Below are 15642 nucleotides of genomic sequence, written 5' to 3'. Positions count from 1 at the left end.
GGCTAAGCCCCCATTAAGGTTAATCTACGGTTACCCTGAGCGCCTCTTCGATGGTGGTTACCCCTTGTTTGATCTTGGTGATCCCGCTTTGCCTCAAGGTCTTCATCCCCGCCTGTATTGCCGCCTTTTTGATTTCGTTGGCGGGGGCCCTTCGGAGGGTCAACTCCTTAATCTCCTCATCCATAACCATCACCTCGAACAGGGCTAACCTGCCGCGGTAGCCGATATTGCTGCAGTTGCTGCAACCCCGTCCCCGATAGCAGGTGAAATCGTAGATCTCCTCTTCCGGGACCCCCAGGTCGAGCAGGGCATCGGGGGGTACGTCGACGGGTTCCTTGCAGTCAGGGCAGATGACGCGGACCAATCTCTGTGCCACCACTATGATCACCGAGGAGGAGGCGAGAAACGGTTCCACCCCCATGTCCAGCAGACGGTTTATCGTGGTGGGGGCATCGTTGGTATGGAGGGTGCTGAGGACCAGATGCCCTGTCAAGGCGGCCTTTATCCCCATCTCGGCCGTCTCCAGGTCCCTGATCTCTCCTACCATGATGATGTCCGGGTCCTGGCGTAAAAATTCCCTCAGGGACGTGGCGAAGTTCAATCCGATGCCATCATGCATCTGGACCTGGTTTACCCCAGGGAGGTTGAACTCTATTGGGTCTTCGGCAGTACAGATGTTGTCCGTAACCTTGTTTAACTCGGAGAGGACGGAGTAGAGGGTGGTGGTCTTTCCACTCCCGGTAGGTCCTGTAACCAGAATCATCCCATAAGGCTTATGGATGGCCTTGTGGAATATCTCAAGGGTCTCAGGTTCGAAGCCCAGTTTGGTCATATCCAGTTGGAGCTTCGATTTGTCCAGGAGTCGCAAGACCACCTTTTCCCCAAACTTGGGGGAGGCGGCGTTCGGCGATATCCAATTGGGACATAATCTTGATCCGTGAGGTAATGGCGTTTTTCATCCGGATAGGTGGCCTCATCACCTCATAGAGGACCCCGTCGATTCTGTACCTCACCCGAAAATACTTTTCATACGGCTCCAGGTGGATATCGCTGGCCCCCTTGGTGACGGCGTCGGCGAGGATGAGGTTGACCAGTTTTACCACCGGGGCCTCTTCCGCAGTCTTCTCCAATTCGGTGAGGTCGAAGCTATCCTCGCGCCTCACCACCTCCATCCCTTCATCCTCGAAGTCGGAGAGGACCCCGTCAATGGAAGAGCCGGGATCGACGAATTTATCTATCGCCTTCCTAATTTCTGTTTCCGAGGCCACCAAGGCCTCCACATGATAACCTGTGCGAAACTTGATATCGTCTATCACCGAGACATTAAAGGGATCGACCATGGCCAAATAGAGGGTGGAACCGCTCCTACGTACCGGGATTACCTGATTCTTCTGCATGAAGTCTTGCTCGATCAAATCCACGAGCTTGGGGTCTAACTCCAGGTCGGCGATGCTTATGGAGGGGACACCATACCTTTTGTGGAGGAAGTTTAGAAGATCGTCTTCCATGAGGAACCCCAGGTCTATCAAAGCGGAGCTCAGACTTGTCCCCCTGATCTTCTGCTCACTTATGGCCTGCTTGAGTTGGTCTTCGGTGATTATCCGTGCCTTTAAGAGGAGTTGCCCCAATCTATCGGACATAGTTTTACCCCTTTCTCTATAGAGGGTTGCTTGGGAGAATTTCTTTTTATCATTCTTTGCCTTTTATGTCAATATTTCTTTGCAATTTGAGTTTGTTCTATTCTATTTCCGTTTTGGCTCCTTACAGTTCCTTCTTCTTGCTGTGATGTAGACTGTGGGATGTCGATTTATATTCAGCAAAATTTGTGCCATGATAAGGGTTTTTAGAAATCCCTGTAATTTCTTGCTCGTAGCCTTTTAAGGGGTTTATCCTTTGGTATATGTGACAATTTTTGTCAGTTGGTCTACGTTACTTCGACACCTTGTTTTATCTCTATTGCCGCCCGCAAGTACTCCACTATGTCTCTCAGGGTCCTGATAATATCCTCCTGCACTTTGGGAAGCTCAGAGGGCATCGACTCCAGGGTCAGAAGCCCCTTATAATTGAACCGACCCAATTGAAGGAGGAAGCGGGTCAGAGGGAGTTCCCCCCGGCCGGGCAGGAGGTGTTCTCCCCCGTGACCATAGTCGCTGAGGTGGATGTTCTTTATCCTCCCCGTGGCATAAAAGGCTGAGAAGTCGTCGATGAAGTCGGCCTTATGGGTCCCCATATGGGTGCAGTCGAAGGTCAGATAGAGGTTCCTTTCGGTAATGAATTGGAGGAGGTTTCTTGTCCTGCCCCAGATGTAGCCATTGAACCTAAGCTCCCCCCCCAGCAGCGGCATGTTTTCGATGGTGACGATGACGTTATCTCTTCCTACCTCCTCCTGAAAGTCCTTGATACCCTTGAGCCAGTGCCAGAACCCGATCTCCAGGTTGACCCAACAAGGGGGGTGGAAGTTCACCAGGGGGATGGAAAACTCCATGGCCAACTCCACGGTCCTGAGGAGAGACCTCCCCCCTCCCCCCCATCCCTTATAGCGCATAAAGGGGGCATGGAGGGAGTAGACAGGCAGCATCAGGAAGAGTCTGGGGAGGGAGGAGGAGATACTTTTTTCACAAATTTGTTTATTTAACACCAATTCCAGCCCATCAAAGCCAGCTTCTTTCGCGACGAAGAAGATCTCTTCGAGGGGATAGGTGTGCAGGGTACCAGTGGATAGAATAATCCGCATGTGAAGATCAACCGCTCCTTTGCGTTTTTGGACGGAGTATATGTACTATATCTTACTTTTACTCTACATGTAATAATATGTCCAGCGAATGAAGAAGAGGAGGCGGAATTAAAGGGCAAAGTAAAGGTGGAAATGGCAAAGAGGTTTCAGCTGATCAGCCTTTAGCTGGGAGGGGCCACATAGTGGATGGGGAACTCACCAGCGAGGCTTCGCAGGATCTCTGTTATTTCCTCCTTTTGGTGGGGGGGGACCATTAGTTCTACGATTCCCTTTTCTGGGTCAACGGTCCTCATCGTTGCCACCCCTTCATAAGACTCCAGGACGAAGGTAAGGAAGGCTATCTCCCGGGGTGGTATCTGAATAAAGATAGCAATGGTATCCATTCATAGGGTTCCATGGGTCTAGGAGCCAATAGATACAGGGTCCTAGGGGCCCTAGAATCCTGGAATCCTAGAACCCTTCATTTTGAATCCTTGAACCCTGCTTGAATGTTGCCCCCTTGAATCTTTTCAATTCCACCAACTAAATTGGGGAAGATCCTCATTCCTTTACCACTTCTTCAGGGTGGGCTATTTTCCCCTTTATCGCACTCGCTGCAGCCACAGCAGGGTTGGAGAGATAGACCTGGCTGGTGGGGTGCCCCATCCTCCCCACGAAATTACGGTTGGTGGTGGCGATGGCCACCTCCCCCGCTCCTAAAACCCCCATGTGGCCGCCGAGACAGGGGCCGCAGGTGGGGGTGCTCACCACCCCCCCCGCCTCCACAAAGATCTCCAAAAGCCCCTCACGAAGGGCCTGAAGATAGATCCCTTGCGTAGCGGGGATCACGATGAGACGGACGTAAGGGGCTAGCTTCTCCCCCCGCATGATGTGTGCGGCGATCCTTAGATCCTCCAGTCTCCCGTTGGTGCATGAGCCGATGACCACCTGATCTATCTCTACCCCGACCAATTCCCTTGCCCCCTTCACATTGGCGGGGGATGGGGGACAGGCCACTTGGGGTCCAATCTGTGAGACATCGTATTCCCTCACCTCTTCATATCGGGCATTTTCGTCACTGTGGTAAAGTTTATACCCCTTTTCGACCCTCCCTTGGAGGTATTCCAGGGTGATCTCATCGGGGGGAAAGATGCCATTTTTTGCGCCGGCCTCGATGGCCATGTTGGCCATGGTGAACCTCCCGGCCATCTCCAGTGCACCGATGGCCTCCCCGGTGAACTCCATGGCCTTATAGAGAGCTCCATCCACCCCTATATCCCCGATGGTGTAGAGTATGAGGTCCTTTCCTCCCACCCATGACTGCCGACGCCCATAGTAGGTGAGCCTTACAGTCTCGGGGACCCGTAGCCAGATCTCCCCCGTGGCCATGGCTGCGGCCAGGTCGGTACTCCCCACCCCCGTAGCGAAGGCCCCGAGGGCGCCGCAGGTACAGGTATGGCTGTCAGCCCCTATGACCAGATCACCGGCCCCCACCAACCCCTTTTCGGGTAACAAGGCGTGTTCGATCCCCATCCGCCCCACTTCAAAATAGTGGGTTAGGCCCTGCTCTTGGGCGAACTCCCGTAGTAGCTGGCATTGCTCCGCCGATTGGATGTCCTTGTTAGGGGTGAAGTGATCGGGCACCAGGATCACCTTTTCTCTGTCAAAGACCCTCTTTGCCCCCACCTCCCTGAAGGCCTTGATGGCCAAGGGGGCGGTGATATCATTTCCCAAGGCCACGTCCACCTTGGCGTTGATGATCTCCCCTGGAGCTACCTCTTCTAGGCCGGCATGTTCCGCCAGGATCTTCTCGGTGATAGTCATCCCCATTTTTTAGTTCTTCTCTGCAAAGGTTGCCAAAAAAGGCCAAGGATTCATCTTATAGGGTTCCAGGAACCTTATAAAGGATTCTAGGGGCCTAGGGTTCTAGGGTTCTAGTGAAACCACTCGAATCCTTGAATCCTTGAACCCTGCTTTGAAGGTTGACTCCTCGAATCCTTTCAATTCCATCGGCTAATTTGTGTAAGATCCCCCAATTTTAAAGTCCTCGCAGCCCCTTTTTCCGATATTCCAGCTTGTTCAGGGCGTTGATATAGGCCTTGGCACTGGCGATGATGATGTCAGTACTGGCCCCCTGGCCGATGGCTGTTTGACCCTCCTCCTCTATTCTGACCGTCACCTCCCCCTGGGCATCGGTCCCGCCAGTGATGGCCGCCACTGCAAACCCCACCAATCTGCTCTTGGATTTGGTGATCTTCTGGATGGTCTTCAAGGCCGCATCCACCGGCCCATCTCCAAACCCAGCATCCTGGATGAACCTTCCATCCACCTCCATCTGGACGCTGGCCGTGGGAATGGTGACCGTTCCACTCTGGACATTGATGTGGATCAACTTGTACTTGTCCGGGACCCTGAAGACCTCGTCCTCTACAATGGCCATGATGTCTTCGTCATAGACCACCTTTTTTTGATCGGCCACCTTTTTGAAACGCTGGAAGACGATATCCAATTCCGCACTGCTCAGCTCATAACCGAACTCCTTTAGCCTTTCCCGAAAGGCATGTCTGCCCGAGTGTTTGCCGAGGACCAAGGAACTCTTGGTGATACCGACCGACTCAGGTGTCATGATCTCGTAGGTAGTCTTTTCCTTGAGGATTCCATCTTGGTGTATCCCAGCCTCATGGGCAAAGGCATTGGCCCCCACAACGGCCTTATTGGGTTGCACCACCATCCCTGTGATGGTGGCTACGAGACGACTGGCGGGATATATCTGTTCAGCATTTACATCGGTGTAGAAGTCGAAGAGGTCCTTTCTAACCTTGATGGCCATAACAACCTCTTCCATAGAGGCGTTTCCTGCCCTTTCCCCTATCCCGTTGATGGTACACTCCGCCTGCCGGGCACCGCTCTCTATAGCGGCCAGGGAGTTGGCCACCGCCAGCCCCAGGTCGTTATGACAGTGGACGCTGATGGTCGCCTTATCGATATTGGGGACCCGTTCTTTAATGGTGCGTACGATATGGCTGAACTCCGAGGGTATGGTATAACCCACAGTGTCGGGGATGTTGACCGTGGTAGCTCCAGCCTCGATGGCCGCCTCAATCACTTGGTAGAGGTAATCCAGATCGCTCCGGGTGGCGTCCTCAGCAGAAAATTCCACATTGTCCGTGTATCCCTTGGCGTGGGAGACGGCCCGCACCACGTCTTGGAGCACCTGCTCCCTGGTCTTTTTGAGCTTGTATTTCAAGTGGATGTCCGAGGTGGCGATAAAGGTATGGATCCTCGGGCGCTTGGCATATCTTACTGCCTCCCAGGCCCGATCGATATCGGTGATATCCGCCCTGGCCAGTGCAGCGATTTGACAACCTTCTATAGTCTTGGCGATGGCCTCAACGGCCTCAAAATCGCCGTCAGAGGACATGGGAAAGCCCGCCTCGATCACATCGACGTTTAATTTCTCCAGCTGCTTGGCCACTCTGAGCTTCTCTTCCAGATTCATCGATGCCCCGGGTGACTGTTCACCATCCCTCAAGGTGGTGTCAAAGATAACGATCTTTTCTCCCATAAAGGCCTCCTTTTTATTCTACATTTTAAGCGAAAAGCGAAGGTTTTCGCAAGAATATTATTCACCCCTTGTCATTTACCAGGAATTCCCCTTTTTACCAGCGGACAAAGGTGCTATATTATTTGCCTTGAAAAGTATTTTCACGGTAAATTGAACTTTAAGGTGGTGGTGAACTCTGGAGGTCTCTTTGAGCTTCACTTCAGGGGGCAAGCCCCCTGGAATCCTCGATGACCTTCCTGCTTGTTATGGCAGACATGTTATAGACCCGTCGGGGAAGCTTGAGGGGGTATAGTCCCCTCAAAGTAGAGGCTGAAGCACGGTGCGAGGTATTTTCATGGCCAGGAGTGATGGTAAACTCTCATGAGGGTTTGATAAATGGTGTCCTTCAAGGAGATATTGAGCGATCTGAGCGAAAGATATCCTTTGGGGCAGGAGGGTCCCATTATAGGTTGGACCTGCACCTATCTTCCCCTAGAGATCTTGGAGGCGGGGAGATTGCAGCCTTACCGGATCATTCCGGAGCCCAGCTCAGAGAGGGCCGATTCCTACTTAGATCCCAATTTTTGCCCCTTTATCAGGGCCTCTTTAGGGAAGGCCATCGGGGGGGAATATCCCTTCCTTTCCGGCATCATCTTGCTTAACACCTGCGATGGGATGCGCCGCCTATATGATGCCTGGCGTTTCTACTCCCCCCCCTCTTTTTTGTTTCTCTTAGATTTACCCCGGGTTATGACCTCCTCTCTGGCCTATTTCAGGATGAGATTGCAGGAGTTAAAGGAGGAGATAGAATGCCACTTCGAGGTGAAAATCACCGAAGATAGGCTGTTCGAAGCCATAGAGGAGGCGAACCTCACCCGTTCTCTGCTTCAGCGGCTTCTCTTTCTAAAAGGAAGGGGGAATCCCCCTTTACAAGAGGGTGATATCCTGGACATCCTAACCGAAGGGGGGAGGAATCCCAGGAAGATCTTTAACGAGGCCCTGCAGGGACTAGTGAAGGAGCTAGAACCACACCCCCCTGCTTCCCTTAATGGCCCCAAGCTCCTGGTCACCGGCTCCCTCCTAGAAGGAAGCTCATTGATCCGCTTAGTAGAGGAGTTAGGTGGAGAGGTAGTGGTCTCCGATCTATGCACTGGAGGAAGGTTTTTGGAAGAGGTGCCTCCTTTTTCGGATCCCCTTGAGGCCTTAAGCAAGGCATATCTAAATAAACCGCTCTGCGCCCGAATGTGGGATACGGAGCGCAGAATAGCAAACATAAAGGCTGAGATAAGCAGAACCGGGGCACAAGCACTGATATATTTTGCCCTTAAGTTTTGCGATCCATATCTCTATGAAGTCCCTGCTTTAAAGGTGGCCTTGCAGGAGGTAGGGATTCCCGTCCTCTTTATAGAAGGGGAGTATACAGGCAGGGTGAGCGGGGGGGTCCGCACAAGGGTTCAGGCCTTCTTGGAGATGTTGGAGAGGGATCTTGGATAGGGAGGTCTTTATAAAGGGGTTGAGGTGTTTGGTACGTCGCCCCTGGACCTATCGCTGCTTGGGGGTACTACTTGAGCTATTGAACAGGAAAGAGGAGAACGGGGCTTACAAAATATGGGTGCGTTTCCTGTTGGAGGTAACACGAAAGGCCCATGCCCGCCGTGGGCCGGTGATCTGGATGAACGCATTCACCCCCAGTGAGATCGCCTATGGTCTGGGGGGGGTGCCCTTCATGCCGGAGATCATCGCCTCCCTGGTTGCCTATCTGGGGTGGAGCCGCCGTCCCATTGCCCTAGCCAATACCCATATGTCCACCGATCTTTGCTCCTTCTACCGTTGTGCATTCGGCTTGGTCTTGGAAGACTACTTCCCCCAGCCAGATCTTATCATCTCCTCCTCCCACCTCTGTGACGGGGCCAATAAGTTCTTCCACTACCTCAGCCAGATCTATGGTTGTCCCCACTTGTTCCTAGATCCCCCTTACAAAGGCGATGTTCTTGGGCGACGGTATATGATCTCCCAGCTCAAGGATATCCTGGAGGAAGCCTCAAAGGTACTTCGTGTCCCCTTAGATGAAGGCCGGCTGGCCCAAGCCCTGGACCTCTCCCACCAGGCCCGATGGTATATGGAAGGGATAAACCAGTTGCGCCGGGCCACCCCTTCCCCCCTTCCTGGAAGCGAGGGGCTCAGCTATCTCGCCGGGATGAACTTCTATTCCTTGGGTTCAAGGAAGGGCGTTGATTTTTACCGAACCCTCTATCACTTTATCGAGAGGAGGGTGGACCAGGGGAGAGGATATCTTCCAAGGGAGAGACATCGCCTCCTCTGGTTGCACCACATCCGCCCCTATTATAAGAACGAGATCTTCCAGATCCTGGGGGAGCGGGGGGTTGCCGTCTCCTTTGAAGAACCCAATTATCTCTACTGGCCATTCCCGGATCCTTCTCGGCCATGGGGGAGTTTGGCGGACAAAATCCTTACCAATATCTGGGCGGGTCCCCTCGAGAGGAGAATGGAGGCGATATGGAGAATGGTCCAGGACTATCGCATCGATGGCGTTATCCACTTCTCCCATTGGGGGTGTCGGCAGAGCTGTGGAGGGGCAGGGGTCATTGGCGACTTCCTCAAAGAAAGGGAGATTCCCTATATCATTCTTCCCGGGGATGGAGCTGATCCTGATAATTACTCACCTGGGCAGACCAGGACCAGATTGGAGGCCCTGGTGGAGATGTTGGGGTAGGTCATGGGTGAAGGGATCTATGTTGGCATTGATATCGGATCTCTCTCCTCGGAGGCCGTCCTCTTGGGGGAGGAGGGTTTGCTGGCCTACTCCATCACCAACACCGGGGCCAACCCCCAGAGGGCAGCCCGCAAGTGTTTGGAGGAGGCCTTGGCCAAGGCAGGGTTGGATAAGAGGGCCATCTCCCTGGTGGTGGCTACTGGATACGGGCGAATTAGGGTCCCCTTCGCGACCAGGGAGATGACCGAGATCACCTGCCACGCCCGGGGGGCTCACTTCCTCTTTCCAAGGACCAGGACCGTTATCGACATCGGTGGTCAGGACAGCAAGGTCATCACCCTGAATGAACGAGGAGGGGTTACCGACTTTGTGATGAACGATAAGTGTGCCGCGGGGACGGGGAGGTTCTTGGAGGTGATGGCTACCGCCTTGGAGACAGGGCTTATGGATATGGGCAGAAGGTCTCTGCAGGCCAAAAAGGGTATCCGCATCAGCAGTATGTGTACTGTCTTCGCTGAATCAGAGGTGGTCTCCTTGATTGCGGATGGATACAAAGAGGAAGAGATCATCAGGGGGCTCCATGAGGCCATCTCCCAACGGATCTTTATGATGACCAAGAAATTGAGGGTGCAGGAGGAGATCACGCTCAGCGGCGGTGTGGCCAAGAACCAGGGAATAGCAGAGGTCCTCAAGGCCCTTTTTCGGAAGCGGATAAATATCCCCGCGGAACCCCAGATAGTGGGGGCCCTGGGCGCTGCCCTCTATGCCATGGATATGGCTCTGGGGAAAGGGTGAGTTGAAGAGGGGGACATAAACTCGTTACCGCAGCTGAGGACTTGGAACAATCACCCTCCGGAAATGTCAAATTTTTGGCCTTGACAAAAGAGAGAAGAAATATATACTAATGATTTTAAATTCAAGGATTATGCAAATCTTGCTGACGAAAGATTTAAATAACGGGAGCTCAAGATAATCAGATGAAACTTAGATGGGAAGACATCCCCCCAGAAGGAAGGGAGGTATCTCTAGATGAACTCCTCCCTTTTTGCCTGCAAGGTCCTCATGGAGAAGAGGAGAAGAAGACAAGGTTGGCCTCGGCAGTGAAGGGGAACCTTTTTCTCCGTCGTACCCCCAAGGGCATCGAGGCCAAGGGGCGTATAGAGACAGCGGTATGTGTACACTGTGCTCGGTGTCTGAAGGAATTTGTCCTCCCCATCGTCTCGGAGTTTGAGGCATTCTTTCTCCTCATCAAATATGCCCCCAGGGAGGAAGAGAAGGAGCTTGCTCCTGAAGAAATGGGCGTAAGTTTTCTGCCCGAGGGGGAGCTGGAGGTAAGGGATATCATAGAGGAACAGATATGGCTTAACATCCCTATGAAGCCCCTCTGTCATGACGGGTGTAAGGGGTTGTGTAGCATATGTGGGGCAGATCTTAATCTCGGAGAATGCGGGTGTGATCGGGGTTATATAGATCCCAGGTTCGCTGTTTTAAAAGGCCTCATACCAAATCTTCCCCAAGGGAGCAAATAATGGCCCTTCCTAAGAGAAGGAGTTCCAAAGCGAGGCGAGATAGGAGGAGGTCTCATAAGAAATTAACCCCCTTCAACCTCTCGCTCTGTCCTCAATGTCATGAGCCAAAGCTGCCCCATCGCGTTTGTCCCCATTGCGGTACTTACAAAGGGAAGGAGATCGTGGAGGTGGAGGAGGTTTAATCCCACCTCTTGAGTTAATGAGGGATGAAGCCGATGAAGATTGCGGTGGATGCCATGGGAGGCGACAATGCCCCGGAGGTCATTGTACAAGGGGCAGTGTTGGCGGCGAAGGAGCTGAACCTGGGGGAAGTGATCCTCGTTGGGGACCAGGAACGGGTGGAGTCGGAGCTGGCCAAGTACCGCTGGGATGGGGCAAAGGTGACTATCGTGCATACGTCTCAAGCAGTGGAGATGCATGAGTCGCCAGTAAGGGCCTTACGAGCCAAGAGGGATTCATCTATCAGTGTAGCGGTGGACCTGATGAAGGCTGGAAAGAGCGATGCGGTGGTAACAGCAGGCAACTCCGGGGCGGCCATGGCCACCAGCATGTTGAAACTAAAGAAGTTGGAGGGGGTGGAACGACCAGCGCTGGCCAGCATTCACCCGACCCTCATTGGTGTTTCAGTCCTGATAGATGCAGGGGGGAATGTGGACTGTAAGCCCATCCACCTGGTACAGTTTGCCATCATGGGCGAGATGTACGCCCGTTTCATCTCGGCCAAGGCCCACCCTCGGGTGGGCCTCTTGAGCAACGGCACAGAGGACAGCAAGGGGAATGAGCTCACCAAGAGGGTCCACGCCATCCTGAAGAATAGCGGATTGAACTATATTGGATATGTAGAGGGGAGGGATATCTACAGCGGCACGGCCGATGTGATCGTATGTGATGGCTTTGCTGGCAATGTGGCCTTGAAGAGCAGTGAGGGGATTGCAGAGTCCTTCGGTGCGATGTTGAGGACAGAGATCCGCAAAAGCCCTTGGGCCAGGATAGGTTATCTTTTTATGAGGGGGGCCTTGCAAAACTTCAAGCGCCGAGTCGATTACTCCGAATATGGGGGCGTTCCGTTGTTGGGCATCAATGGGACCTGTTTTATCTGTCATGGGCACTCTTCCCCCAAGGCCATCAAGAACGCCATTCGGGCCGCCTCCGAGTATGTGCGCAGGGATATCAACCAGCTTTTGATCGAGGCCCTGCGCGACAGTCAAGACCTGAAAAGGTTTGGAGAAAGGGCTGCCTCTAAGATATGGGAGCGGATAAAGGAGAAGATGATACACTGAAATATGACGACCTAAAGGTATTTTCCTTATTGGGGTCTGGGGGCTTTGTCCCCAGAGTGACGGGCTATGCCCGTCTTTAGGGGGTGCGAGAGGTGGACTATTTTTTGACCGAAGACCAGAAGATGCTCAGGGATCTAGCCCGGAGGATAGCCGAGGAGAAGGTGATGCCGGTGCGGGCGGAGTTGGATGAGAAAGAGGAGTTTCCTTGGGAGGTCATGCGCGCCTGTGCGGAGGCAGGGCTCTTCGGGGTCTTTATCCCTGAGGAATATGGTGGTTTTGGAGGGGGAGTGTTCGATAATTGCTTGGTGGTGGAGGAGTTGAGCAGGGCCTGCATAGGGGTATCGGTCAGCTTTGCAGGGAGTGGATTGGGGGCCTATCCCATTTTGCTCTACGGTACTGAGGAGCAGAAGCACAAGTATCTTCCCGAGATTGCCAGCGGGAGGAAGCTGGCCGCCTTTGCCGCCACCGAGGCCAATGCCGGGAGCGACGTGGCCGCGTTGCAAACCGTGGCGGCAAGAGATGGGGATGGGTATGTCCTGAATGGGACCAAACAATGGATAACCAACGGGGGTGAGGCAGAGATCTACCCGGTCTTTGCTGTCACCGATAAGAAGAGGGGGCCGAGAGGGATCAGCAGTTTTATCGTTGAAAAGGGAACCCCTGGGTTTTCCTTCGGCAAGAAGGAGCGCAAGCTCGGGATTCGGGCCTCGGCCACCAGGGAGTTGGTCTTTGAGGACTGTTGGGTCCCCAAAGAGAACCTCATCGGTGCAAGAGAGGGGATCGGACTTATCATTATCCTGAGGACCTTTGATCTGACCCGCCCAGGGATCGGTGCGCAGGCAGTGGGGCTTGCCCAAGGGGCCTTTGAGACGGCGACCAGATATGCCCGAGAGAGGGTCCAGTTTGGACAGAAGATCATCTCTTTTCAGGCTGTGCAACATATATTGGCAGATATGGCCACCCAAATAGAGGCGGCCCGCGCCTTGGTCTATACCGTGGCCAGGTACATGGATAGCCATCCAAAAAGATACAGTAAGGAGGCGGCCATGGCCAAGCTCTTCCCCAGCGATATGGCCATGAAGGTGGCCATAGACGCCGTTCAGGTCTTGGGGGGATATGGGTACGTGAGGGATTTTCCTGTTGAGAAGATGATGAGGGATGCCAAGATCCTCCAGATCTATGAGGGGACCAACCAGATACAGCGCAACAACATCGCCTTGGAGCTCATCAAGGAGTTCGCCAGCAGGAGGAGGTGATGGGTAAGACGGCCTTTATCTTCCCGGGGCAAGGTTCTCAATATGTGGGGATGGGAAAGGAACTATATGAGAATTTTGCTGTTGCCAGAGAAACCTTTACCGAGGCCAACGAGGCCCTGGGATTTGGCCTCCAGAGTCTCTGTTTTCAAGGTCCAGAGGAAGAGCTGAGGTTGACGGCCAACACCCAGCCTTCCATCCTGACTGTGAGTATCGCCGCCTTAAGGGTTCTGAGGGAGGAGTTGGGGTGGGAGGCCGATTATCTTGCTGGACATAGCCTCGGGGAGTTCACCGCCTTGGTGGCGGCCGAGGCGATGAGTTTTCGTGATGCCGTCAGGATGGTTAGACTGAGGGGGAGGCTTATGCAAGAGGCGGTCCCGGTGGGGGCAGGGGGGATGGCGGCGGTCTTAGGTCTGGACAGGGAACAGGTGGAGGAGATCTGTCAGAGGGCAGCGCAGGGGGAAGTCCTCACCCCCGCCAATTTTAACTCACCCGGCCAAATAGTGGTCTCCGGACATATAAAGGCCATCGAGAGAGGGATCGTCTTGGCGAAGGAGATGGGGGCAAAGAAGGCCGTCCTCCTTCAGGTGAGCGCCCCCTTTCATTCCCCCTTGATGGAGTGCGCTGGTCAAAAGCTGGGGGCGCAGTTGGCCAAGATAGAGGTCAAGGAGTTGAAGGTCCCGGTGGTGACCAATGTGGAGGCCGAGGCGAACCTTTCTAAGGATAGGGTGCGGGATCTTCTGGTTAGGCAGGTGAGCAATCCGGTGAGGTGGGAGGAGTCGATATGCAAGATGATAGGGTGGGGGGTAGAGAGATTTGTAGAGATAGGGCCGGGCAGGGTGCTTTCGGGTTTGATGCGCCGCATAGATGGGAGAAAAGAGATCCTCCGTCTGGGGGACTTGGTGAGCCTGGAGGAATTGAAGGACCTTTCAAAACGGCCTTTAGCTGAGAGGCAGGAGAGAAGGAAAAACTAATCAGATAAGGAGGTGAGACTTAGATGTCTTTGGAGGAAAGGGTAAAAGAGCTGATCGTTCAACAGTTGGGGGTCAGCGGGAGCGAGGTAGTTCCCGAGGCGAAGTTCGTAGACGACCTAGGTGCAGATTCCTTGGACTTGGTAGAGCTGGTGATGGCCCTGGAGGACGAGTATGGGATAGAGATATCCGATGAGGATGCCGAGAAGATAATGACTGTCGGCGATGCCATGAAGTACATTCAGGAGCGCATTTAAAAAGGAGGGGGAGATGTTTCCCTCTCCTTTTAACGTCTATCCCCTTTAAAGCCTTCGGAGAAGGTTTTTCCCTGTAGCCGAGCTCTTATGAGGGGAGGCATGAAAAGATTGAGGTGGTAGCTTGAAAAGGAGGGTGGCAGTTACGGGGGTTGGCCTTGTTCTCCCCCAGGGGATCGGGATCGATCCTGTCTGGAACAAGATATGTCAAGGGGTCTCCGGGGTCGGCCCCATAACGAAGTTTGATACTACAGGCTTCGAGACCAAGATCGCCGCTGAGGTCAAGGGCTTCAGGCCCGAGGACTTTATCGAGCCGAAGGAGATCAAGAAGATGGACATATTTATCCATTATGCCCTGGCAGCGACGCGCATTGCCCTGGATGATTCAGGCCTGGAGATCACTGAGGAGAACCCTGAGAGGATTGGGGTCATTGTGGGCGCTGGTCTAGGGGGGCTGACCACCATCGAGAAGTACCATAAGGTCCTTTTGGAGAGGGGGCCGCAGAGGATTACCCCCTTTTTTATACCCATGCTTATCGCCAATGAGGCCTCAGCTCAGATCGCCATCCGTCATGGTGCCAAGGGCCCCAATTTATGTGTGGTAACGGCCTGCGCCACCGGGGCCCATTCCATCGGTGATGCCTTCCGACGCATCCAATATGGCGATGCCGATGCAATCATCGCTGGGGGGGTGGAGGCCACCATAACCCCCTTGGCCGTGGCGGGGTTTAACGCCATGAAGGCCATTTCTACCAGGAACGACGAGCCGGAGCGGGCCAGCCGCCCCTTTGATAGGGACAGGGATGGCTTTGTGATGGGGGAGGGTGCCGCCATCACGGTCTTGGAGGAGTGGGAGCATGCCCGAAGGAGGGGAGCAAGGATCTGTGCCGAGATCATTGGCTACGGGTGTAACGGTGATGCCTATCACTTGGCGGCCCCTGATCCTGATGGAGATGGGGCAGCTAGGTGTATGCAGATAGCCTTGGAGGATGCGAGGATCTCCCCGGAAGAGGTCGACTACATCAATGCCCATGGGACCTCCACAGAGCTCAACGACCTATCCGAGACGATGGCAATCAAGATGGTCTTTGGGGATTATGCCTATAAGCTCCCGGTCAGCTCTACTAAATCGATGACCGGTCATCTCCTAGGGGCTGCGGGAAGTGCCGAGGCCATCTTCTCCGTCCTCACCATTAGGGATGGGGTTATTCCCCCCACCATCAACTATGAGAACCCCGACCCCCGCTGCGATCTGGACTATGTCCCCAATGTGGCAAGGGAGAAGGATGCAAAGGTGGTTGTCTCCAACTCCTTCGGTTTTGGGGGGACCAACGCCGTTTTGGTCTTCCAGGGGGTTTGAGGGT

The 15642-nt window shown here is 53.9% G+C and carries 14 protein-coding genes and 1 pseudogene; 10 read left to right on the top strand and 5 right to left on the bottom strand.

What is annotated here, in order from left to right; translation table 11 throughout:
* Window positions 1-19: 19 nt before the first annotated feature.
* The 5 genes and pseudogenes from tadA to JRI46_03695 form a co-directional block, all read right to left on the bottom strand.
* Window positions 20-1640: pseudogene (gene tadA, locus JRI46_03715) on the bottom strand (Flp pilus assembly complex ATPase component TadA).
* Window positions 1641-1924: 284 nt separating this feature from the next.
* Window positions 1925-2734 carry a sugar phosphate isomerase/epimerase gene (locus JRI46_03710; protein ID MBW2038689.1) on the bottom strand — a complete coding sequence of 270 codons (810 nt, stop codon included), beginning with the start codon at window positions 2732-2734 and terminating at the stop codon, window positions 1925-1927.
* Between the two features lie 161 nt (window positions 2735-2895).
* Entirely contained in the window at window positions 2896-3117 is a 222-nt protein-coding gene (locus JRI46_03705; GenBank protein ID MBW2038688.1) for a DUF4911 domain-containing protein, read from the bottom strand.
* Between the two features lie 157 nt (window positions 3118-3274).
* Window positions 3275-4543, bottom strand: coding sequence for a 3-isopropylmalate dehydratase large subunit (gene leuC / locus JRI46_03700; protein ID MBW2038687.1), 1269 nt, complete (start codon window positions 4541-4543; stop codon window positions 3275-3277).
* Window positions 4544-4751: 208 nt separating this feature from the next.
* Entirely contained in the window at window positions 4752-6278 is a 1527-nt protein-coding gene (locus tag JRI46_03695) for a 2-isopropylmalate synthase (GenBank protein MBW2038686.1), read from the bottom strand.
* A gap of 375 nt (window positions 6279-6653) precedes the next feature.
* Here JRI46_03695 and JRI46_03690 point away from each other — a divergent pair, with 375 nt between their 5' ends.
* The 10 genes from JRI46_03690 (at window position 6654) to fabF (ending at window position 15638) form a co-directional block, all read left to right on the top strand.
* Entirely contained in the window at window positions 6654-7751 is a 1098-nt protein-coding gene (locus JRI46_03690; protein MBW2038685.1) for a 2-hydroxyacyl-CoA dehydratase, read from the top strand.
* Window positions 7744-8991: a 2-hydroxyacyl-CoA dehydratase gene (locus JRI46_03685; protein ID MBW2038684.1), complete on the top strand. Its 1248-nt coding sequence runs from the start codon at window positions 7744-7746 to the stop codon at window positions 8989-8991. Before JRI46_03690 ends, JRI46_03685 begins: the two co-directional genes overlap by 8 nt.
* A gap of 3 nt (window positions 8992-8994) precedes the next feature.
* Entirely contained in the window at window positions 8995-9786 is a 792-nt protein-coding gene (locus JRI46_03680; GenBank protein MBW2038683.1) for a 2-hydroxyglutaryl-CoA dehydratase, read from the top strand.
* 182 nt (window positions 9787-9968) lie between these two features.
* Window positions 9969-10520 (top strand): DUF177 domain-containing protein, encoded by a 552-nt coding sequence (locus tag JRI46_03675; protein ID MBW2038682.1) that lies wholly within the window; start codon window positions 9969-9971, stop codon window positions 10518-10520.
* Complete coding sequence (gene rpmF / locus JRI46_03670) at window positions 10520-10702, top strand: 50S ribosomal protein L32 (protein ID MBW2038681.1); 183 nt, start codon at window positions 10520-10522, stop codon at window positions 10700-10702. Before JRI46_03675 ends, rpmF begins: the two co-directional genes overlap by 1 nt.
* A 33-nt stretch (window positions 10703-10735) precedes the next feature.
* Entirely contained in the window at window positions 10736-11800 is a 1065-nt protein-coding gene (gene plsX / locus JRI46_03665; protein ID MBW2038680.1) for a phosphate acyltransferase PlsX, read from the top strand.
* Between the two features lie 92 nt (window positions 11801-11892).
* On the top strand, window positions 11893-13056 hold the full coding sequence (locus tag JRI46_03660; protein ID MBW2038679.1) for an acyl-CoA dehydrogenase family protein: 1164 nt from the start codon (window positions 11893-11895) through the stop codon (window positions 13054-13056).
* Entirely contained in the window at window positions 13056-14027 is a 972-nt protein-coding gene (fabD, locus tag JRI46_03655) for an ACP S-malonyltransferase (protein MBW2038678.1), read from the top strand. Before JRI46_03660 ends, fabD begins: the two co-directional genes overlap by 1 nt.
* A 23-nt stretch (window positions 14028-14050) precedes the next feature.
* Window positions 14051-14281: an acyl carrier protein gene (gene acpP, locus JRI46_03650; protein ID MBW2038677.1), complete on the top strand. Its 231-nt coding sequence runs from the start codon at window positions 14051-14053 to the stop codon at window positions 14279-14281.
* 121 nt (window positions 14282-14402) lie between these two features.
* The gene (fabF, locus tag JRI46_03645) at window positions 14403-15638 is read left to right on the top strand and encodes a beta-ketoacyl-ACP synthase II (GenBank protein ID MBW2038676.1); all 1236 of its coding nucleotides are present in this window, start codon (window positions 14403-14405) and stop codon (window positions 15636-15638) included.
* Window positions 15639-15642 lie beyond the last annotated feature (4 nt).

The organism is Deltaproteobacteria bacterium (assembly GCA_019308925.1).
In the GTDB taxonomy this organism is placed as follows: domain Bacteria; phylum Desulfobacterota; class B13-G15; order B13-G15; family RBG-16-54-18; genus JAFDHG01.
This window is presented reverse-complemented; position numbering and strand designations above follow the sequence as displayed.

Excerpts from the sequence above, each read along its gene's own strand:
- JRI46_03710 (MBW2038689.1), bottom strand. The coding sequence starts at position 2,734 with ATGCGGATTATTCTATCCACTGGTACCCTGCACACCTATCCCCTCGAA.
- JRI46_03705 (MBW2038688.1), bottom strand. The coding sequence starts at position 3,117 with ATGGATACCATTGCTATCTTTATTCAGATACCACCCCGGGAGATAGCC.
- leuC (MBW2038687.1), bottom strand. The coding sequence starts at position 4,543 with ATGGGGATGACTATCACCGAGAAGATCCTGGCGGAACATGCCGGCCTA.
- JRI46_03695 (MBW2038686.1), bottom strand. The coding sequence starts at position 6,278 with ATGGGAGAAAAGATCGTTATCTTTGACACCACCTTGAGGGATGGTGAA.
- JRI46_03690 (MBW2038685.1), top strand. The coding sequence starts at position 6,654 with ATGGTGTCCTTCAAGGAGATATTGAGCGATCTGAGCGAAAGATATCCT.
- JRI46_03680 (MBW2038683.1), top strand. The coding sequence starts at position 8,995 with ATGGGTGAAGGGATCTATGTTGGCATTGATATCGGATCTCTCTCCTCG.
- JRI46_03675 (MBW2038682.1), top strand. The coding sequence starts at position 9,969 with ATGAAACTTAGATGGGAAGACATCCCCCCAGAAGGAAGGGAGGTATCT.
- rpmF (MBW2038681.1), top strand. The coding sequence starts at position 10,520 with ATGGCCCTTCCTAAGAGAAGGAGTTCCAAAGCGAGGCGAGATAGGAGG.
- plsX (MBW2038680.1), top strand. The coding sequence starts at position 10,736 with ATGAAGATTGCGGTGGATGCCATGGGAGGCGACAATGCCCCGGAGGTC.
- fabD (MBW2038678.1), top strand. The coding sequence starts at position 13,056 with ATGGGTAAGACGGCCTTTATCTTCCCGGGGCAAGGTTCTCAATATGTG.
- acpP (MBW2038677.1), top strand. The coding sequence starts at position 14,051 with ATGTCTTTGGAGGAAAGGGTAAAAGAGCTGATCGTTCAACAGTTGGGG.